Origin of the sequence: Amycolatopsis sp. WAC 04169, from assembly GCF_003947535.1 — a bacterium.
Lineage (GTDB): Bacteria > Actinomycetota > Actinomycetes > Mycobacteriales > Pseudonocardiaceae > Amycolatopsis > Amycolatopsis keratiniphila.
The window spans coordinates 82,703-101,908 of record NZ_QHJI01000009.1 but is presented as its reverse complement, the minus strand read 5'-3'; the positions used below and the strand labels follow the sequence as shown (position 1 = coordinate 101,908).

Below are 19,206 nucleotides of genomic sequence, written 5' to 3'. Positions count from 1 at the left end.
TTCGGGAAGATAGTATCGGCTTGTGGGACAGCATAGCGGTATCGGAGTACTCGACAAGGCCGTGGCCGTGCTTCAGGCCGTGGCCGAAGATCCTTGTGGCCTGGCGGAACTGTGCACGCGGACCGGATTGCCGCGCGCGACGGCGCATCGGCTCGCGGTCGGCCTGGAAGTGCATCGCCTGTTGCGCCGCGGCCCCGACGGCCGCTGGCGCCCGGGTACCGCACTCGCGGAACTGGCGGGCGGTTCGACCGACCCGCTGCTCGACGCGGCGAGTTCGGTGCTGCCGAAACTGCGCGACATCACCGGCGAAAGCGTTCAGCTGTACCGCCGCGACGGTGTCCAGCGCGTCTGCGTTTCGACGGCGGAACCGCCGAGCGGACTGCGTGACACGGTGCCGATCGGTTCACGGCTGCCGATGACCGCGGGCTCCGGCGCGAAGGTGCTCGCGGCGTGGTCGGATCCGCACACGCAGCGCACGATCCTCACCGAGGCGGTGTACGGGGAACGCACGCTGCTCGAAGTCCGCCGTCGCGGCTGGGCCCAGAGCGTGGCCGAACGGGAACCGGGTGTGGCGAGTGTCTCGGCGCCGGTACGGGATTCGACGGGCACCGTCGTCGCCGCGGTGTCGGTTTCCGGGCCCATCGAACGTATAGGGCGTAAGCCGGGGGCGCGCTGGGCCGCGGACCTCCTCGCCGCCGCGGACGCGCTGCAGGAGCGCCTCTGACCCTCGAAACGAGTGAAGGCCCCCTGCGGCGCAGGGGGCCTTCATTGTTTTCGTCGCGGAATCAGAACTCGTCGGCCTTGGTGAGCTCGTGTTCGAGGGTGTCGGCACGCGCGACGAGGGAGTTCAGCGGATGCTCGAACTCGTTGACCAGGTTCAGGTCGACCAGCGGGATCGTGTGCTTGAGCAGCGCGACCCCGTCCACCACAGCCGCGCCGCCGACCGAGTCACCGCCGGCCAGTTCGAGCAGGCGCCGCAGGTCGATCTTGTCGGCCCAGCCGACCGGGGACGAGATCTCCACCCACTCCGCGCCGTCGTGGTCGGGCAAGTGGTGCAAGGACACCTGCTGGCCGCGGCCGTCGCCGGTGTCGACGCGGAACCGGAGCCAGCCGTCCCGCTCTTCGAGCACCTCGTACCGCGCCCGGACGAAATTGATCACGCCTGCCCAGATGGACACCCTCGTCACCTCTCGGTTTCGCCGCCTCGTGCGCTGTCGAGCATGGCACATCCGGGGCGCGCGGGGTGTCGACGGTCTCATTCGGGCGGGCCGGGGCGGCCGTGGCCTACTGAAGCGGCGCCATGCGGTAACCCGACCCCCGGACGGTGTGGATCAGCGGCGGGTCCTTGAGCTTCCGCCGCAGCCGCGCGATCACGACGTCCAGCACGTTGGACGCCGGATCGGCCATCTCGTCCCACGCGTACCGGATCAGTTCCCGCCGCGAGACCGGCCGCCCGGTCGCGGCCATCAGCCGCTCCATGACGAGATACTCCTTGCGGGTCACGGTGAGCAGCACGCCCGCCCGCGAGATCTGGTGCCTGCCGGTGTCGAGTTCGACGTCGGCGCAGCGCAGGATCACCGCCTGCCCGGCCATGTCGCGGCGGCACAGGCTGCGCACCCGCGCGATCAGTTCCGGCATCGCGAACGGCTTGACCAGGTAATCGCCGCCGCCGACGCGTAAACCGTCGATCCGGTCGGCGACGCTGTCGCGGGCGGTCAGGAACAGCACCGGCATCGGCCATCCGGCGCTGCGCCGGTTGCGGACGTAGGCCAGCGCGTCCCCCGAAGGCAGCATCCGGTCGAACACCGCGCAGTCGTAGGCGTTCACCGTCAGCGCCTCGTCCGCGCCCGGCAGGTCGGCGGCGGTGTCCACCGCGAAGCCGTCGCCGCGCAGCGCGAATTCCAGCGCCACCCGCAAGTTCTCGTCGTCCTCGGTCACCAGCACCCGCACACCGGAACTCTAGTCCTTACTGGTGAACCCGTGTCAGCGATCGACCTTCCGCAGGGCGTCATCGCGTGATCGCGGCCTCCACGTCGGCCACGTGCAACCCGCGCAGTTCTTCGATCGCGGGCATCCGGCCCAGCAGCCGCAAACGTTGTGACTGAGCGGTGCGCGCCTTCTCGAACAGCAGGCGCGCGTCCCGCGCGTTGCCGAAGTTGACGTCGCCGGAAACGCGCCGGAAGTGGCCGGTCAGCACCGGGCCGGCGGCGGGATCGAGTTCGTAGTCCCCGGCGGACGCCATCCGCCCGAAGATGGCGAGCAGCTCGTCGGGGCTGTAGTTCTCGAACTCGATCGTCTTGCCGAAGCGCGACGCGAGACCGGGGTTGGCGGCGAGGAAATCCACCATCTCGCCGGTGTACCCGGCCACGATCACCGCCACCTCGTCGCGATGTTCCTCCATCAACGGCACCAGGGTGTCGATCGCCTCCTGGCCGAAATCGCCGCCGGAACCGGCGAGCCGGGTGAGCGTGTACGCCTCGTCGATGAACAGGACGCCGCCTTTGGCCTCCTCGAAGACCGTCGCGGTCTTCTCCGCGGTGTGCCCGATGTACTGCCCGACGAGATCCCGGCGGGACACCTCGCGGAACTGGCCGACCGGCAGGACTCCCAGCGCCTTCAGCAGTTTGCCGTAGATCCGCGCGACCGTCGTCTTCCCCGTGCCGGGCGCGCCGGCGAAGATCAGATGGTGCCCGGCCGCCCCGACCGGCAGTCCGGCCCGGCGGCGCCATTCGTTGACCTGCAACTCGTCGACCAGCGAACGGACCTCTTCCTTGACCCCGGGAAGGCCGATCATCGAATCGAGTTCGGCGAGCATCTCCTCCAAGGCGCCGTCCCCCACCGCGCCGGGCTCCGCGGTCTCCCCGATCGTCGGCGTCGCCCCCTCGGCGATCGCGATCCCCGGTTCCGCCGTGTTCGAGACCCGGCAGGCGGAGATCTCGCCACCGCAACCGGACGCGAACGAGATCCCCGGGCCCCGGGTGTCGGTGACCGTGCACCGGTTGAGCACCGGCACCCCGTGGTGCGCCACGGCGATGCCTTCGTGACCGGTGTGCGAGACGGTGCAGCCTTCCACGACGGGCCGTGCGTACTGGTAGACGTAGACGCCCCTCAGCCCGCAGCCGGTCACCGTGCATCCGGTGACGACCGGATCGGCGCCCTGTCCGACGGTGATCCCGTCCCCCAGCACGTCTTCGACCGTGGTGTCCTCGATCCTCCCCGGCGAACCGTCGACGAGGATCCCCTGCTCCGCCCCCGAAATCACGCAACCGCTCACGGCGAACGCCGTCGTGCCGCGGATCGCGATCGCCGGACCGCGCCCGCCGGAGACGGTGCAGTTCCGGACGGTCAGTTCCGTGTCCTCGGCCTGGATCGCGGACGCGCCGCCCGCCAGGACTTCGATCCTTTCGAGGGCGAGAGCTCCGCCTGTGGTGCGGAAAACGGGCCGGTCGGCGCCCCGGCCGTCGACGACGACGGTGGCGCCGTCCGCCGCGGCCAGGGTCACCCGGAGCCCGGACAGTTCGACGGTCTCGGCGTATTCGCCGCCCGCGATGGTGACGACGGCGCCGTCGGACGCGTCCATCAACGCGTCGCCGATGGTCGGATACGCACCCGGCCGCTGGGCGACCAGCAGGACCCGGCCGGAAGTCGAGGTGGTCATCAGCCCGCCTTCGCCATCAGCCAGCCGCGGTCGACGGCCTTGGCGCCGGCCTGGAACCGGCTGCGGGCACCGAGCCGGTTCATGATGTCGGCGACCATCCGGCGCACCGTGCGCACCGAGACACCGAGGCGCGCGGCGGCGGATTCGTCGGTCGTACCGGAGAAGAGCAGCGTCAGCAGTTCCTGTTCGCGGCAGGTGAGGATCGAAGCGTTCTCGGATTCGGGGAGATCCAGCGGGACGAGCGGGGCGGCCGTCTGCCAGATCCGCTCGAACAGCCCGACCGTCGCGGTGACCACGCCGGGCAGGCGGAACACCGCGGAACCGGCCTGCCTGCCTTCCGCCGGAAGGACGACCGAGGTCCGGTCGATCACCAGCGCGTCCATCGGGACCTCGGCGTCGGTCCGCACCTCGGCACCGGCCCGCGACATCCGGTTCAGCGCGCCGGACATCCGTGCGGAGTCGGGGAAGAGCACCTTGTGACGGACGCCGGGGCGCACGCCTCCGAGCGCGATCCGCTGGAACGCGGTGTCCGTTCCCGTGCTCATGACGAGCACCTCGCCGGTCGCTTCCGCGAGCAGTTCACCGAGCCCCGCCCGGTCGCCGCCCGGGCCCGCTCCCGTGACCAGACTGAGCTGGCCGGTCTGCACGGTCATCGCAGGTACCTCCCTCTTCCCCCGGCGCGGTGCCGCCGACGACGTCCTGTTCATGCCAGTTCCCCGCCGCCGGGGCGGTCACGGGCACCCGACGCGTTAGCGTTCAGGGGCACCGGGAACTGCACGCGTCTACTTTCGCTGTCCGAACATGAGGTTTTGATGACACGGGTGATGGTCGTCGAAGACGACGAGAATCTGCGGCTCGCACTGGTCACGCAGCTGCGTGCGGCCGGCTTCGTCGTCGACGAGGCGGGCGACATCGCGACCGCGGACCGGTTGCTGCGCGGAACGCACCACGACTGCGTGGTCCTGGACCGGATGCTGCCGGACGGCGACGCCATCGAATACGTGCACATGCGACGGCAGCTGGGCTGGCGGGCGCCGGTGCTGTTCCTCACCGCCCGCGACGCGCTCGCCGACCGGGTGGCGGGTTTCGAGCACGGCGGCGACGACTATCTCGTGAAGCCGTTCGTGATGGCCGAGCTGACCGAGCGGGTGGCGAACCTGTGTCACCGCTCCGCGTTCGACCGGCCTTCGGTGCTGCAGCACGAAGACCTGGTGATGGACTGCGCGCGGCGTGAGGTGCGCCGCGCGGGCGTGCTGCTCACGTTGACCAACAAGGAGTACGCGGTGCTCGAATACCTGCTGACCAGGGCGGGACTGCCCGTGCAGCGGGCCGATCTGATCGAGCACTGCTGGGACGCGCAGGCCGATCCGATGTCCAATGTGGTCGATGTGGTGGTGAAGCGGTTGCGCCGCAAGCTGAAGGAACCCGAGCTGATCCACGCCGTCCGCGGCCTCGGCTACCGGCTGGGCGCCCGGTGAACACCCACTCCTCGGCCGACCGGCTGCGAAAGCTGCGCTGGACGCTGACCGCGTTGTTCACCGCGATGAACACGCTCGGGCTGGTCGTCTTCGCGTGGCTGCTCATCAACGAGGACGGTGACCAGGGCGAGGAACGGATCGACGCCGCGCTGAACCAGGTCACGTCGTCGGTCAGCAGGCTGGTCGAATTCGACGGCACCATCGGCTTCGGCCTGGTGAACACCGACGTGCTGAACGACCGCTGCCCCCAGTTCGCGATCCTGTCCGGCGGGGCGCCCGCGTTCCAGCCGCACTTCTCCCGGTCGAACTGCGTCCCGATGAGCACGCAGCTGTTGAACGGCCTCGCGACCGAGGCGGTGAAGTCCGGCAAGCTGGTGCAGGGGCACCAAAAGGCGACCGACGGCGCCATGGTCAAGGTCCGCGCCGAACCGCTGCGCGACAGCGACGGCAAGACCTTCGCGGCCGTCGTCGCGGTGCAGTCCACCGAGGCCGCAGACGCCGCGCACACCCAGTTCACGCTGCTGGTGATCGGCGGCACCGTGCTGCTGGTCGCGATCCTGGGCTTCGCGGGCCACCTGCTTTCCGGCCGCTCGATCCGCCCCGCAGCCGCTGCCCTGCAACAGCAGGAGGTCCTGCTCGCCGAAACCGCGCACGACCTCCGCACCCCGGTCGCCGCCCTGCGCGCGCTCGCCGAAACCGCGATGGCCAACCCCGCGCAATCCGCGGAACTCCTGCCGCGCACCGTCCGCCTCGCCGCGCGAATGGGCGGGATCATCGACGACCTGCTCGTCCGCGCCCGGCTGGCCGCGGGCGTGGAACAGCTGAGCATCCAGCCGATCTGGCTCGACCAGCTGGTGGTGGGCATCGTCGAGGACACCGCGACCGAAGGCGCCGAAGTCACCGTCACCGCCGCGCCCACGAAGGTCAACGCCGACCCCGCGCTGCTGCAACGGGCGATCGGAAACCTCCTCGACAACGCCATGCGCTACGGCCGCCACCCGGGCGCGAAGGCGTTCGTGCACCTGACCGTCGCCGGCGGCACCGTGACCGTCGCCGACCACGGCCCGGGGATCGACACGACGATGGCGGGCGACGCCTTCGACCGGTTCGCCAGCACCGGCGGGTCTTCCGGGCTCGGGCTGTCGATCGTGCGGTGGGTCGCGCAGGCGCACGGCGGCACACTCGCGGTGTACAACGCCGACGAGGGCGGCGCGATCTTCGAACTGCGGTTCCCGGTCAGCGCGAACTGACCGGGAGCTGACCCGCCACATCGTCATGAGGACAGAACGGCCGATTCGTCATGCCGCAGGTGGCGTACCCCGTAGGAAGTTCAACGGCAGGTAGTCCGACTCGACATCGACGGCCAAGCCGACCGACTCCCCGAGCACCGCGATCGCGAGGGGTGCGAGCGCGATGAAGCCGTCGGGTTCGTCAGCGAGGTTCTCAGCGCCCGACCAGTATTTCCGGTGCTGTTCGAGCGCGCGGACAAGCGACTGGTTGAACTTCTCGGAATCGCGGCGGAGGAGGTAGTAGAACATCTCGACGGGCGGATACACGATCTGCGCCATCACGCGACGCGGCGTGATGACAGCGGAGTCCGGGTCGGTGCCGTCCATCACGGCGGTGAACAGCTCGGGCGTGACCTCCTGATTCGTCAAGAAGTTCCGCACGGTCTCGACCCAGGGGTACATGTAGGCGTCGTGAACCACGCCAGACGCCCGAAGAGTATCTTCGGAGATCGAGCAAAGCCTCCGGATGAGTTCGTCGTCCCGGTTGACGACCGCGAGCCAGACCGCGGAAAGCCACGCACCCGCGTTCGCGTAAGACACTGGACCGGTGGCCCTGAACCGCGACGGTTTGGCGACAACGGCTTCGATGTCTCCTTCACCGCGAGACGCCGCGGTGAAGATCGCCGCGGCTGCCTGGGCCGAGGTGCGAAGGTCCTCCCAAGTCCGGGCTTCGGCGGCCAACGGGTCCAGGACGGATTGGTACTGGACGAGCACGAGCGCCCTGCCCAAGACGTTCTTCAGCGCCGCTGAATCCTGTTCGACGTAGTCGATGTAAAAACTGATCCTCGGGGCCAGAACCTCGACTTGTTTCCGGGCGACGTCCTGGTCCACCGGGTGCCTCGGCACGGTCGTCATGGAGCTCATTCCTCGTTAGGCTTCGGTGGTTTGGGCAACGGTGAGTCGTAACCGAAACCGGCGTACGGCTCGAAATCGTAACCGAGGTTCGCATGCGGATTGACCGACTCGTCGACCGTTGCCCTGATCTCGACATAATCGAGCCGCTTCTCCAGCTTCGCCCTTTCGAGATCGTCGGCGAGGCCTGGGTCTGTTTTCCTCGTTTCAGCCACCACATCGTCGTAGTAGTCCGGATGCCCCTGCCTGACGGTTCGGTCTTCGGCGGGAAGATACCGCGTGCTGGGCTTGCCTCCTGGCCCCTTCGCCTCGTGGACGATGTAGTAGGGGTCCGTAACCCCCTCATATCGCACTTCCCAAATGTGGTCGAAGCTGCCGGGGCCTGGCTTTTCGCCACCAGTCGGATGTCGTGGCGTGATCTCCGCCCGGACGTTCCCCTCGGCATCGACGATCTGGTACCGCTGGCTGCCCGCAGGAGCATCCGGATCCGGGCGGACGTCGAAGCGCTCGTTCGGAAACGCTTCAGTGAAATCCCGGTGCAAACGGTCGCGGATGGCGTGACTCGAGGCTGCCTCGCCCAGTACTTCCGAGGCGTCATTCCTCGAACTGAAGGTCTTGGGCCACTCGTCAGCTGTTTTCGGCGTCTCGTCAAGCTTCTCCTGTTTAGCCTGCCTGTCGGCGATCTTCTCGTCGATCTGCTCGTAGTCACGTTCGCGCCAACTCCGCGTGTCGACGTCCTCGCCCAGCGTGGGCCGTCCTTCTGATGGGGCATCGTTCTGATCGTGGTGTCGTGCGCCGTCACCACCCTGACCGTCCGGAGAAGGATCCGGACGGGTCTCCGTATGCGGCGGGAAGTGGCCTGACCGTTCACGGTCGAAGCCCTGGAACTCCGCGGGCGGCCGCTCGCTCTTGAACCTCGGCTTACCGTCGACCAGATCGACCGGTGGTGGCTTCGGATCGTAGTCGGGATGGTTGACGTCTCGACGCGGGTTGACGCGCAGTTCAGGACCGTCCTTACCAGGATAAGAGTAGTAATTCGCCTCGATGTACCTGTCGTCGGCGATCTTCTGGCGTGGAGTACGGCCGTTCTCGTCGGGCCGGTCTTGCCAGCTGGGCTCACGGCCGGAGACTTGTGCGTCGTTTCCTCGGTCGTTACCGGCACCGTCACGTTCGCGGTGGCCGCCGTCGGCAGGCCCGTCGCTGTCGGGATGTGCCCGCGCCGGCTCGGGGTTGATGGCGGAATCGATGTCCCGTACCGGAGGAACGTGCTCCTCCGGAGCCCGCGGCGGAGGGACTTCTCCGTCCGGCGCGCGCGCCGGCTGCGGATGCCTGGGGTGGTCTCCACCTCGTATAGGAGGCCCCGACCGCCAGGAATTCCGGTCCAGGAAAGGATCGCCCATCGGCATCCTCGAGCCCGGACGGCGCGGCCCGGGTTCCGGCCACAGGCCGCCCGAGCCCACGGGCGAGCGGGTGGGCGGCCGCGGCGTCTCCGGCGCGGGACCTTCCGCACGGGCCGCCGCCCCGGCCGAAGGCGTTTGCCCGGCCAGTTCGGGCTCGCCTTTCGGGGGCGGCGTGTCCGGATGCTCGGCCGGGCGAGATTTTCCGGCGTCCAGGTCGAGGTCGACGAGGTCGGGGTCACGCCGCGGCGGTAGTCCGGGATCACCGTCCGGCAGGGATTTGGGCGGGGCCGCCTCCTCGGGCGCCGCTTCCTTGTCCTTGTCCTTCGGAGTGGATTCCTTGGGCGGAGGCGTATCCGTCGGCTTGCTGGTGGGCAGCGCGGAGTGACCTGTCGCGGCATCCTCGACGGTGTGCACGAGGCCGAGCACCCTGGCGGCCGTGTAGAGCGCCTTCTGCCTCGGTGTCTGCGGGTTGACCGGCGTGCTCCCCGCCCAATCCTCCTGCGCCTTCCGGACGGTCTCCTTCTCCGGGAGCCCCACATGTTCGCGTGTGTCGGCCGGGTCGACCCGGTCGGACATCCTGACTTCACCGGTCTCCGGATTGATGGTGGCCGTCGGCTCGTCGGCGTCCCGCGCGCGATGTCCTGTCGCTTCGGGGCTCCCGGGCGAGTTGTCCGTCTGGGAGTGATGGGACGGCGCTTCGGAAGCCGCGGGGTTCTCGCCGCGAGCCGCCGGCGCGGGAGTCTCGTTCGCTTTGGGTGCGGGGGAACCCTGCTCGCCTCCGGGAGTGCGGTGTGAGCCGGGGTCCATGGCTTCGCCGACCGAACCGGGTCGTGTCGGAGGCTCTGGCCGGGTGACGGGCTCGGGCCGCGTGGGCGGGTCCGGTCGGGGCGAAGGTTCGGGGCGGGGCGAAGGTTCAGGTCGTGCGGACGGTTCGGGCTCCCGTACCGGGTTTCGTTCCTCCGGCGCCCTGCTCGGTCGCCGTTCGTCGGGAATCTGGTCCGGTGTCCGGTCACCTGGCGGCCGGTTCGGCGGTCCCTCGGGCGGTGGCCCGTCCGGTGTCCGGTCACCCGGCGGGTTCGCTGGTGGTGTTTCGTCGGGTGTACGCGGGTTGTGCGGTGGTGGCGGAGTGTCCCCGGCGTGCGCCGGAACCCCGGCGGGCGAATTCCCGAGCCCGACCTTCGCGAGCAGAGAGTCGACACCAGGGATCTTGCGGACGGCTTTCGCGGCCAGTTCGGTCCCGGTGGGGATCTTCGTGATCGCCGTCCCCGCCTTTTCGGCTACGCGGCCCGCGGCCGCGACGGCACTGACCTTGCTCCCGGCCGCCGCGGTGCCCGCGCCCCGGATCGCCGCGCCCGCGCCCTTGGTGCCGAGCACCGCGCTGGCGATGTTGAAGGTGGCTTTACCGGCCGCCCGGGACGGATCCTCGCTCCAGGTGTCCCAGGCGACCATCGTCTTGCCCGCTTCGACCAGCGTGGAGCCCATTTCGCCGCGCTCGAACCCCGGGAGGCCGACGGTCTGGTCGAGCTGGGCCAGTCCCGGGGTCGAATAGGTCGCCACGGCAAGGCCGAACTTGCCCAGTCCCTTCCACGCATCACCGAAAGTGGACCAGGAGAAATGGCCGTCGCCGTAGCCCGCCAGCGCGGCGAAGCCCACGAACATCTCGACGGCGCCTTCCCACACACCGACGAAGAAGGAGCCGACTTCTTCCAGGCCGTCGACGAGCCCGCCGAGGAATCCCTCTCGTGGCTTCTTCGGCGATTTGGTCTCCTCGCCCGCCGGTTTGCCGACCTTGCTCGCGTATTCGGTCAGCAGGGTGCTGAGCTGTTTGGCGACCTGGATGGCGAAAACCGTCCGCGACGCCCAGCTGGTGCATCGGTCGAAAAGTTCGTTGTTGTCGGAGATGTGCTTCCTGATCGCGTGCTTCGCGGCGACGATGAGATTTCCGTAGTCCCGGCACGCCGCGGACAGGCTGTCCATCGCACCCAGCATCTCCTTGACGCCCGGTTCGCCGGGCGAACCGTTGTTCAAGGAATGAATGGCGTAGAACAACTCGAAACCGGCGGCGTCCGACCAGACCTTGCGCAGCTCCGCCGCGGCACTGTCGGAGAGTTGGAGGGCGGCACGCAGCGCGTTCGCGGAAGCGGTCCACGCCGTCGCCAGATCCCAGGCGGCGGTCTCGCTGTCCGAGGGCCAGATCGCTTCCTTGGTCTGGCCGCCGTTCTGGACGACCCAGTTCCAGAGGTCCCCGTCCGGCTCGACGATATCGGTCATGACGGCGGCGGTTTCACCGCTCGAACCGGCCGGCGATGGTGCTGTCGACGGCTTGGTATGCCTGCACCGCCTGGCCGCCGTTGTCCGCCAGCTTCCGGTAGATACCGGGGATCTGGTCCATGGCACCGGCCACCGCGGTCCTCGGTGTGGTGTAAAGCGCGGTGAAGGCGCGCCCCAAGGGGCCTGTGCCGATCTGGCCGGGGGCGTCGATCTTGCCACGTTGGAGCGCCCAGGCCGGGTCGAGCTCGTCACCCGCGGCGCGCAGCCTGTTCAACTGCCCCGACGTCTCTTCGGGAAGCATGTCGATCTTGCCGTCGCCGTTGCGGTCGATTCCGGTCATCGAAGCCTCCGGTCCAGTTCGTGCAGCAGCGGGTCGAAGCGCAGGTCCGTCGTCTCGGGAGTGGCGTCGGCGGGCAGGAAGCCCGCGACGATCTCCATGACCTCTTCCTGGGAGCGTTCGACGGCCCGGTGGAAGGTCTCGGTGATCTCCCGTGCCAGCGCGGCCGAATCGGGCGCCCGGTAGATCCGCGGGTCCAGCCACAGTTCGACGAGTTCACCGGCCCCGCCGACGGTCACGCCGATCAGTCCGTCGTCCGATTCGGCGGTGGCCCGGATCTCGGCCATCCTCCGTTGAGTGGACCGAATGTCCTGGGCCAGTCGCCCGTACTCGGCCCGCATGTCCAGCCGGAACGGCGAATCCATGGCACCTCCCCTGTTCGCGTCCCGGTCAGCTTGTCCGCGTCCGGCACTTCGCGGGGCGACGTGACCTGTTGCTGTCACGCGGGTTCATCGCGTCGCCGCGCGCACGACCATGTGAGACGAGGAAAGGAGCCGACCGGATGACCTTCGACGTCGTCGGCCTGTGCCGCCGGGAACCCGATGCCGACGCGCTGATCTCGGCGATCCGGGCCGCGAGCCCACTGTCCGAAGTGGAAGTCGACGAAGACCGCATGCTGTTCCTCCTGCGGCATCCCGGCGGACGGGTGGTGCTGACCATCGAGAACGCCAGGTCGGTCCGGGTGCCGGGAGAAGTGCGGCGGCTACTCGGAATCGACGTGCCGCCGCCGGTGTGGTGGGTCGAGAGCCGGGCCCCGGAAGACGACGCCGAGGCGGAGGCGGAGGCGATCGCACGGGGGTTCACCGCCGCCCTGGTCGCCGCGACCGGCGGATCGTCGTGGTCGAGCCGATGACCGGGTATCTGGGCGCTTGGGCCCGTGCCACGCCCGAAGCGATCGTCGTCGAACAGTTCCGTGACGTGGTGCCGGCTTCCACCTGGCTCATCGACGCGGCCAGGACGGCCGTCGAAAGCGGGCGAGTGCTGCAACTCGTCACCGGTGCACGAAGCGGGCTCACCTTCCCGATGGAGTCCCTGTTGGGCGACGCGCGCGCCGGTTGGGTCGTCCGCGACGAAGGCGGCGGACATCGCGACGGCTTCCTGGGGCTTCCCCTGGACTGGAACGGCTCCCGATTCGTTCCCGAGAAGGGTGCGACAATCCCTCCGCCGAGGAAGTACTCACCGGGAAGCGGGGACCTCGAAGTCCGGATCACCACGTCGTTCCCGGCGGGGGAACCGCTCAAGCTCGGCAGGAGTACCGACATCGCGATGCGCGCGCTCACCGGCACCGGCCCGATCGGCTGGGGTGTCGCGGAACCGGTCACCGAACCCTGGTCGGTTTCCGGGATCTCCGCCCATTGCACCCGCCGGGCACCGGCTTCGGCGATAGTCGTCGGGGAAGGTGTGACCGGCAGGCTGCAGGTGTCGCAAGTGGACGACGTCGTCGTCGAGGAGGTCCGGCTGAGCGGGCCTGCCGCCGGATCCGTCGACACCCGCCGCATCGAAGACCTGGCCGCCGAATGCGCGGGCACCGTGAGGCAGATGCTCGTCGGCGCGGCGCCCGGCCGGACCCAGGGGGTGCGTTCCGCGATCCCGGCGCCGCCCGCGCTGCCCTACGGAGTCCTCTTCGGACATGAACTGGTCTCCGCCGTCGGAATCGCACACGTGCACCGGACCCCGGCCGCACGGGTGCGGCTTCTGGGCGCCGGCGACCGTAAAGCCGTCTGGTGCCGGTTCGACGGTGGTGCTTCGGCGCCGTTCGAGCAACTCACCGACATCCTCCATCACTATGCGACACCCGCCGGGAGCTGAAACCGTGAAACGCACACTGGCGGCCACCGCACTCGTCGTGACCGCCCAAGTCCTCGGAACCGCGCCCATCGCCGAGGCGGCACCCCCGCCGGGTGCCTGTCAGAACCCGGAACCGGCACGGTCCGCCGTACCGGCGCAACCTTGGGCGCAGCAAGTGCTCGATCCGCGCCGGGCATGGCCGCACAGCCGGGGCGGCGGGGTACTGATCGCCGTGGTCGACTCCGGTGTCGACGCCGACCACCCGCAGCTCCAGCGGCCGGGGAAGGTCCTTCCCGGCCGGGACTTCTATCTCGCCGACACCTTTCCGGGCTCCTTCGACTGCGTCTCCCACGGGACGGGGGTGGCCGCCATCGCCGCCGCGGATCCCGTCTCCGGTATCGGTTTCCACGGTGTCGCGCCGGACGCGCGGATCCTGCCGGTGCGGATCAACGACCGCGACGTCGGCGACCAGGGCGAGTCGTTGCGGATCGACCCCCAGGTCGTGGCCAACGGAATCCGCTACGCCGCGGATCAGGGCGCCAGGGTGATGAATCTTTCGTTGTCGGGGCACGAGGACTTCGCCGTCATCCGCGAGGCCGTCGCCTACGCGGTCGCGAGAGACGTCCTGGTGGTGGCCGCGGCGGGTAACGGACAACGGGACGTGAACACCGAGCTGCCTTCGTATCCCGCCTCCTACCCCGGCGTGCTCGCGGTGGGCGCGGTGGACATCGACGGCGCGCGGATCCAGGGTTCTCAGGTCGGTCGTTACGTCGATCTCGTCGCCCCGGGCGCCAAGGTGCTGACGGCGACGAGAGCGGCGGGCCACGCCTATGTCGACGGCACGAGTTTCGCCGCCCCGTTCGTGGCCGGCACCGCCGCGCTGGTCCGCTCCGCCTGGCCCCGCCTCAATGCCGCCGAAGTCACGCAACGGCTGGTGGCCACGGCAAGTCCGGCTCGTGGCGGGCAGGGCAGTCCCGCCTACGGGGCCGGTCTGGTCGACCCCTACCGGGCGGTGACCGACGGACTCGATCCGCAGAAACCGGCGGCTCTGCCCGCTTTCGTCCCTTCACCTCCTGACCAGGCGCGGCTCGACAGGGAAGCCTCTGACGAGCGCGCGGCGAAGATCGCGAAGTGGCTCACCATCGCCGCGGTGACCGGAATCGTGCTGGCGGCGCTGATCGCGGTCGCCGTGCCCCGAGGACGTCGCCGCCGCTGGCGGCCCACCCGTGCCGAGCCGGTGCCCGATCGGCCCGCCGTCGTCGAACCGCCGGAACAGGTGTTCCTGATCTCCGACCCGTGATTCCCGTCCATGAAGAATCCCCGGAGCGCATCGCTCCGGGGATTCGTCATGGACGGGAATCACGATCAGCCGAACAAGGCACTGCATTTCGAGACAGTGTGCTGGTAACCATCGGCCGCGCCACTGGTGACCACGCCCTTCTGCTGGCCACACTCGATGTCCTCACCGGCGATCTTCTGGTCCCGCATCAGCGCCGCGTAACCGTCGATGTTGTTCTGTCCCTCCCAGAACTCCTCCGAACGCAACGCTTCGTGACGCTGGTCGTCCAGCGACTGGCTGTGCTGAGCCATCGTGCTCTGCAAATTACCCGCGATCGCGTGCAGGTCCCCGAAGTTCGCGGAAATGACCGAGTCGAACATGTGACTTCCTTTCAATCGGTACGATCAGTTGATGACCGAGCCAATGGCGTTACTCCACTCGTTGTCCACGTCGCTGTAGTTGACGTGCACCTGAGTAATGTTGTCGGACATGTGGTTCACGTTGTCGGTGTTCCTACCCCACTTGTCCTGCCTGAGAATCTCGGTGCCCTCATACGTTCGGCTGGCCTTCCCCTTCCAGCTCGAGCTGAGCCCCTGTACGGCACCGATACTCGACTGCACTTGTGCGTTGATTTCCTCACCGATCGCCCGCGTCTTCGCCGCATACGCGGCCATCGCCGCGGTATCGCCGGAGAAATAGGTCACTTCGTCCTCCATTCCACGACATAAGTGCTCCTTACCCTGGCCAAATTAGTGAGCGATCAGGGCACTTTCCGGGGGTCGGCAGCTTCCTGCCAGCGCGGTCCCGGAGCCGCCGCGGTGGCCGACGATCGATCTCGTGTCGACAGTCGTGGTGAAGCGCCCCACCCGCAGGCCGGGCCCGGAGATGCCGTCCGGTGAGCTGATCCTTCAGCCACCGCCGGAGATCCCGCCCCCGCCCGCGCGGCAGTGGGCCCAGGTGCTGATGGTGCTGCCGATGGTGGCGATGACGGCCGGGATGCTGCTGATGTACTCCGGCAACATGGGTGGATCGATGCGCTTCGCGATCTACGGGATCATGGGTGTCGGCATGCTCGGCATGGTCGTCATGGGTTTCCTGCAGGGTGGTGGCCCGAGCAAACGGGAAATGGGACACGCCCGCCGGAAGTACCTGCGGCATCTGGCCCAGCATCGGCTGCGCCTGCGGCGTTCGATCCGCAAACAGCGCGAAGCGATGGAGTACCTCCACCCGGATCCGGCATCGTTGTGGTCGCTCGCCGGAAGCTACCGCCTGTGGGAGCGGCGCAAGGAGGATCCGGACTTCGGGGTCGCCCGCATCGGGCTGAGCCCGCAGAGCCCGGCGACCACCCTGGTCGCCCCCGACACCAAACCGCTCGAAGAACTGGAGCCGCTGTCCGCGCTGGCGCTACGCCGGTTCATCACCACCCATTCCACTGTGGACCGGTTGCCGATCGCCATCGCGATCAACGGATTCAGCCGGATCTACCTGCGGGGAGACCGGGAGGCCGCCCTCGGCATGCTGCGCGCGACCCTGGCGCAGCTGGCGACCCTGCATTCCCCCGACGACCTGCGCGTCGCGGTCTGCACGGACGAGGAACACCGGGCCGTCTGGGAGTGGACCAAGTGGCTGCCGCACGCGCTGCATCCCGAGCGTTCGGACGCCCTCGGCCCGCTTCGTCTGGTGGCACCGAGCGTTCCGGCGCTGGAGTCGATGCTCGAAGAGGAACTGGCCAAACGGCCGCGATTCGATCCCGAATCGGATGTCCGGCTGCCCGGGCCGCATCTGGTGGTGGTGCTCGACGGCGGCGCCGTCGCCGGCTCGTCCCATCTCATGACTGGGGGCGGGGTCGAAGGTGTGACCGTCATCGACCTGACCACGATGCCGCCGCGGGCACTCGACCGGACCACCGTCGTGCTCGCCGTCGACGCGGACGGCACGATGCTCAGCGAGACGATCGACGGCGAAGCCCCGCTGGGGAAGGCCGATCAGCTCGGACCGGTGGCGGCCGAAGGGCTCGCCCGCCAGCTAGCGCCGCTGCGACTGACCGCGGGCTTGCGCGGCGAGGCACCGATGAGCACCGAACTCGGGCTGGCCGAATTGCTGGAACTGGGCGACCCGTACGAATTCGATCCGGCCGACACCTGGCAACCGAGGCCGAACCGGGACCGGCTCCGGGTCCAGTTCGGCATCCAGGCCGACGGCGCCCCGATCGAACTCGACCTCAAGGAGTCGGCGCAGGACGGTATGGGGCCGCACGGTCTGCTGATCGGGGCCACCGGCTCCGGGAAGTCGGAACTGCTGCGCACACTGGTCCTCGCGCTGGCGGTCACCCATCCGCCGAGCTCGCTGAATTTCGCGCTGGTCGACTTCAAGGGCGGTGCCACCTTCGCCAGGTTGGACGCGTTGCCGCACACCAGCGCGGTGATCACCAACCTCGCCGACGAGCTGCATCTGGTCGACCGGATGACCGACGCGATCAACGGCGAGCTGATCCGGCGTCAGGAACTGCTGCGGGCGGCGGGGAACTTCTCCTCCTTGCGCGACTACGAGAAGGCACGGGCCGCGGGCGCCCCGCTGCCCGAAGTGCCCACGTTGCTGGTGATCTGTGACGAGTTCTCCGAACTGCTGTCCGCCAAGCCCGATTTCATCGACATGTTCGTCCAAATCGGACGTGTCGGGCGCTCGCTCGGCGTGCACCTCCTGCTCGCTTCACAGCGTCTCGAGGAGGGCAGGCTGCGTGGCCTGGAAACCCATCTGTCCTACCGGGTCGGGCTCCGTACGTTCTCCGAGATGGAGAGCCGGGCGGTGCTCGGGGTCACCGACGCCTTCAAACTCCCGCGCGCGCCCGGGCACGGCTTCCTCAAGGTCGGCACCGAGCCGATGGACCGGTTCCGCTCCGCCTACGTCTCCGGGGTGTACCAGCGCTCCACGGGCGGAGGCGTGCCCGCGACGCTGGGGGAACGCCTGGTGCTGCAGGAGTACACCACCGCCTACGTCGCCGAGGAACTCGACGTCGAGCCGGAAGAGTCCACCGAGCCGGACGACGACACGGCCGTCGGCGAAACCCTGCTGGACATCCTGGTCGACCGGCTCGAAGGACAGGGGACCCCGGCCCATCAGGTCTGGCTGCCGCCGCTGGCGGAATCGCCGACACTGGACGCGCTGCTGCCCCCGCTGGTCACCGATGCCCGGCGCGGGCTCTCCGCCGGCGCGAGTGGTTCGCTGCGGCCGGTGCTGGGCACCGTGGACCGGCCGTTCGAGCAGCGACGCGACCCACTGGTGCTGGACCTGACCGGCGCCGCCGGGCACGTGCTGGTCATCGGCGCTCCGCAGACCGGGAAGAGCACCGTGCTGCGGACGCTGATCGCCAGCCTCGCGCTCACGCACACGCCTCGCGAAGTCCAGTTCTATTGCCTCGATTTCGGCGGGGGAACGCTCGCGTCGATCGCGGGCCTGCCCCATGTCGCCGGCGTTTCGGGCAGGCTCGACACCGGCGCCGTCCGGCGGACGGTGGCCGAGGTGTCGACGATCCTGGCCCAGCGGGAACGGCTGTTCGCCGAACAGCAGATCGACGGCATCGCCACCTATCGCAGGTTGCGCGCCGAAAACCGGTTCCCCGCGGAAAAACACGGCGACGTCTTCCTCGTCATCGACGGCTGGCAGACACTGCGCGGCGATTTCCCGGAACTCGAAGAGACGGTCGGCGACATCGCCGCACGCGGCCTTTCCTATGGCGTCCACGTCGTGGCCGGGTGTTCGCGTTCGTTCGACCTGCGGATGAACGTCCGTGACCTGTTCGCCAGCAGGCTGGAGCTGAAGATCGGCGACCCGATCGACTCCGTCATCGACCGTCGTGCCGCGATGAGCGTGCCCGCCGACGCGCCGGGCCACGGGATCGCCATGAGCGGGCACCAGATGCTGATCGCGCTGCCCCGCATCGACGGTGTCACGGAGACGGACGACCTCGCCGACGGCATCGGCGCGCTCGTCGAGGCGGTGCGGACGGCGTGGCCTGGCGAACCCGCGCCGTCGGTCCGGCTCCTGCCGGGAATCCTGCCGTACGAGGAACTCCCTCCCACCGACGGTGTGGACGGCGAAGAAGCGGGCCTCGCGGTCGGTATCCACGAAAGCGACCTGTCACCGATGCGGCTCGACTTCGCCAACGATCCGCACTTCTTCGTGCTGGCGGACACCCAGAGCGGCAAGACGTCGTTCCTCCGGGTGCTCGCCAAACGGATCCAGAAGGCCTACACCCCGGACCAAGCCCGCATCATCCTGGTCGACCACCGCCGGAGCCTGCTCGGCGAAGTGGGCGCGGATCACCTCCTCGGCTACGGCACCAACGACGAGCAGAGCGGCCGAATGCTCATGGAGACGGCGAAGGCACTGTCGAAGCGGTTGCCGGGGCAAGACGTCACCCCCGAGCAGTTGCGGAAGAGGAACTGGTGGGAGGGGCCGGAGATCTTCGTGCTCGTCGACGACTACGACATGGTGGCCACGCACAAGGAACATCCGCTCATGGCGTTGCTGCCGCTGGCCGCGCAGGGTTCGGACATCGGACTGCACGTGGTGCTGGCCCGCCGTACCGGTGGTGCGGGTCGCGGCCTGTTCGAACCTTTCCTCGGCAGGCTGCGGGAAGTGGGCACGCCCGGCCTGATGATGTCCGGCGACCGTGACGAAGGCCCGCTGCTGGGCGGCATGCGAGCCCAGGTCCTGCCCCCGGGCCGAGGCTGGCTGGTGGACCGCCGCGGCCAGAAGGGACTGGTGCAACTCGCCTGGCTCCCGCAGCGGGAGTGACCGCTTCCTGTCGCCGCGCCCTGCCCGGCACCCGGAAGTGGTTGCCTGTCCTCAAAA

17 protein-coding genes are annotated in these 19,206 nt (G+C 68.9%); 7 read left to right on the top strand and 10 right to left on the bottom strand.

Features of this window, described 5'->3' with window-relative positions; genetic code table 11:
• Nucleotides 1-22: 22 nt before the first annotated feature.
• Nucleotides 23-724, top strand: a complete 702-nt coding sequence (locus tag DMC61_RS25665; protein ID WP_007031477.1) for an IclR family transcriptional regulator — start codon at nucleotides 23-25, stop codon at nucleotides 722-724.
• Nucleotides 725-785: 61 nt separating this feature from the next.
• Here the strand turns inward: DMC61_RS25665 and DMC61_RS25660 are convergent, their stop codons facing one another.
• The 4 genes from DMC61_RS25660 to DMC61_RS25645 form a co-directional block, all read right to left on the bottom strand.
• Entirely contained in the window at nucleotides 786-1,178 is a 393-nt protein-coding gene (locus DMC61_RS25660) for a hypothetical protein (RefSeq protein WP_016336451.1), read from the bottom strand.
• A 106-nt stretch (nucleotides 1,179-1,284) separates the two neighbouring features.
• Complete coding sequence (locus DMC61_RS25655) at nucleotides 1,285-1,950, bottom strand: response regulator transcription factor (RefSeq protein ID WP_037342057.1); 666 nt, start codon at nucleotides 1,948-1,950, stop codon at nucleotides 1,285-1,287.
• Nucleotides 1,951-2,008: 58 nt separating this feature from the next.
• Nucleotides 2,009-3,658, bottom strand: a complete 1,650-nt coding sequence (locus DMC61_RS25650; protein ID WP_125691916.1) for a right-handed parallel beta-helix repeat-containing protein — start codon at nucleotides 3,656-3,658, stop codon at nucleotides 2,009-2,011.
• Nucleotides 3,658-4,311, bottom strand: coding sequence for a helix-turn-helix transcriptional regulator (locus DMC61_RS25645; RefSeq protein WP_016336454.1), 654 nt, complete (start codon nucleotides 4,309-4,311; stop codon nucleotides 3,658-3,660). The genes DMC61_RS25650 and DMC61_RS25645 overlap by 1 nt, the downstream gene beginning before the upstream one ends.
• 159 nt (nucleotides 4,312-4,470) lie before the next feature.
• On the opposite strand from DMC61_RS25645, the gene DMC61_RS25640 reads away from it, so the two are divergent.
• Both DMC61_RS25640 and DMC61_RS25635 read left to right on the top strand, forming a co-directional pair.
• Nucleotides 4,471-5,136, top strand: a complete 666-nt coding sequence (locus tag DMC61_RS25640; RefSeq protein WP_199750104.1) for a response regulator transcription factor — start codon at nucleotides 4,471-4,473, stop codon at nucleotides 5,134-5,136.
• Nucleotides 5,133-6,386 carry a sensor histidine kinase KdpD gene (locus tag DMC61_RS25635; RefSeq protein ID WP_125691914.1) on the top strand — a complete coding sequence of 418 codons (1,254 nt, stop codon included), beginning with the start codon at nucleotides 5,133-5,135 and terminating at the stop codon, nucleotides 6,384-6,386. The genes DMC61_RS25640 and DMC61_RS25635 overlap by 4 nt, the downstream gene beginning before the upstream one ends.
• Nucleotides 6,387-6,434: 48 nt before the next feature.
• On the opposite strand, the gene DMC61_RS25630 is transcribed toward DMC61_RS25635, so the two are convergent.
• The 4 genes from DMC61_RS25630 to DMC61_RS25615 are packed head-to-tail and all read right to left on the bottom strand — an operon-like array spanning nucleotide 6,435 to nucleotide 11,650.
• Complete coding sequence (locus DMC61_RS25630) at nucleotides 6,435-7,280, bottom strand: immunity 49 family protein (RefSeq protein WP_125691912.1); 846 nt, start codon at nucleotides 7,278-7,280, stop codon at nucleotides 6,435-6,437.
• A 5-nt stretch (nucleotides 7,281-7,285) separates the two neighbouring features.
• Nucleotides 7,286-10,948, bottom strand: coding sequence for a hypothetical protein (locus tag DMC61_RS25625; protein ID WP_125691910.1), 3,663 nt, complete (start codon nucleotides 10,946-10,948; stop codon nucleotides 7,286-7,288).
• A 13-nt stretch (nucleotides 10,949-10,961) separates the two neighbouring features.
• Complete coding sequence (locus tag DMC61_RS25620) at nucleotides 10,962-11,288, bottom strand: hypothetical protein (RefSeq protein ID WP_125691908.1); 327 nt, start codon at nucleotides 11,286-11,288, stop codon at nucleotides 10,962-10,964.
• On the bottom strand, nucleotides 11,285-11,650 hold the full coding sequence (locus DMC61_RS25615) for a YbaB/EbfC family nucleoid-associated protein (protein WP_125691906.1): 366 nt from the start codon (nucleotides 11,648-11,650) through the stop codon (nucleotides 11,285-11,287). Before DMC61_RS25615 ends, DMC61_RS25620 begins: the two co-directional genes overlap by 4 nt.
• Before the next feature lie 137 nt (nucleotides 11,651-11,787).
• On the opposite strand from DMC61_RS25615, the gene DMC61_RS25610 reads away from it, so the two are divergent.
• From DMC61_RS25610 to mycP, 3 genes are read left to right on the top strand one after another with little or no spacing between them, the layout of a single operon-like run.
• Nucleotides 11,788-12,138: a hypothetical protein gene (locus DMC61_RS25610; protein ID WP_125691903.1), complete on the top strand. Its 351-nt coding sequence runs from the start codon at nucleotides 11,788-11,790 to the stop codon at nucleotides 12,136-12,138.
• On the top strand, nucleotides 12,135-13,094 hold the full coding sequence (locus DMC61_RS25605) for a DUF6177 family protein (protein ID WP_233594950.1): 960 nt from the start codon (nucleotides 12,135-12,137) through the stop codon (nucleotides 13,092-13,094). Before DMC61_RS25610 ends, DMC61_RS25605 begins: the two co-directional genes overlap by 4 nt.
• Nucleotides 13,095-13,098: 4 nt before the next feature.
• Nucleotides 13,099-14,373 (top strand): type VII secretion-associated serine protease mycosin, encoded by a 1,275-nt coding sequence (gene mycP, locus DMC61_RS25600; protein ID WP_233594949.1) that lies wholly within the window; start codon nucleotides 13,099-13,101, stop codon nucleotides 14,371-14,373.
• A 65-nt stretch (nucleotides 14,374-14,438) separates the two neighbouring features.
• Here the strand turns inward: mycP and DMC61_RS25595 are convergent, their stop codons facing one another.
• Both DMC61_RS25595 and DMC61_RS25590 read right to left on the bottom strand, forming a co-directional pair.
• Nucleotides 14,439-14,732, bottom strand: a complete 294-nt coding sequence (locus DMC61_RS25595; protein ID WP_125691897.1) for a hypothetical protein — start codon at nucleotides 14,730-14,732, stop codon at nucleotides 14,439-14,441.
• A 24-nt stretch (nucleotides 14,733-14,756) separates the two neighbouring features.
• Nucleotides 14,757-15,056: a WXG100 family type VII secretion target gene (locus DMC61_RS25590; protein ID WP_158634138.1), complete on the bottom strand. Its 300-nt coding sequence runs from the start codon at nucleotides 15,054-15,056 to the stop codon at nucleotides 14,757-14,759.
• Between the two features lie 133 nt (nucleotides 15,057-15,189).
• Here DMC61_RS25590 and eccCa point away from each other — a divergent pair, with 133 nt between their 5' ends.
• Entirely contained in the window at nucleotides 15,190-19,149 is a 3,960-nt protein-coding gene (gene eccCa, locus DMC61_RS25585; RefSeq protein WP_125691893.1) for a type VII secretion protein EccCa, read from the top strand.
• Nucleotides 19,150-19,206: the final 57 nt, after the last annotated feature.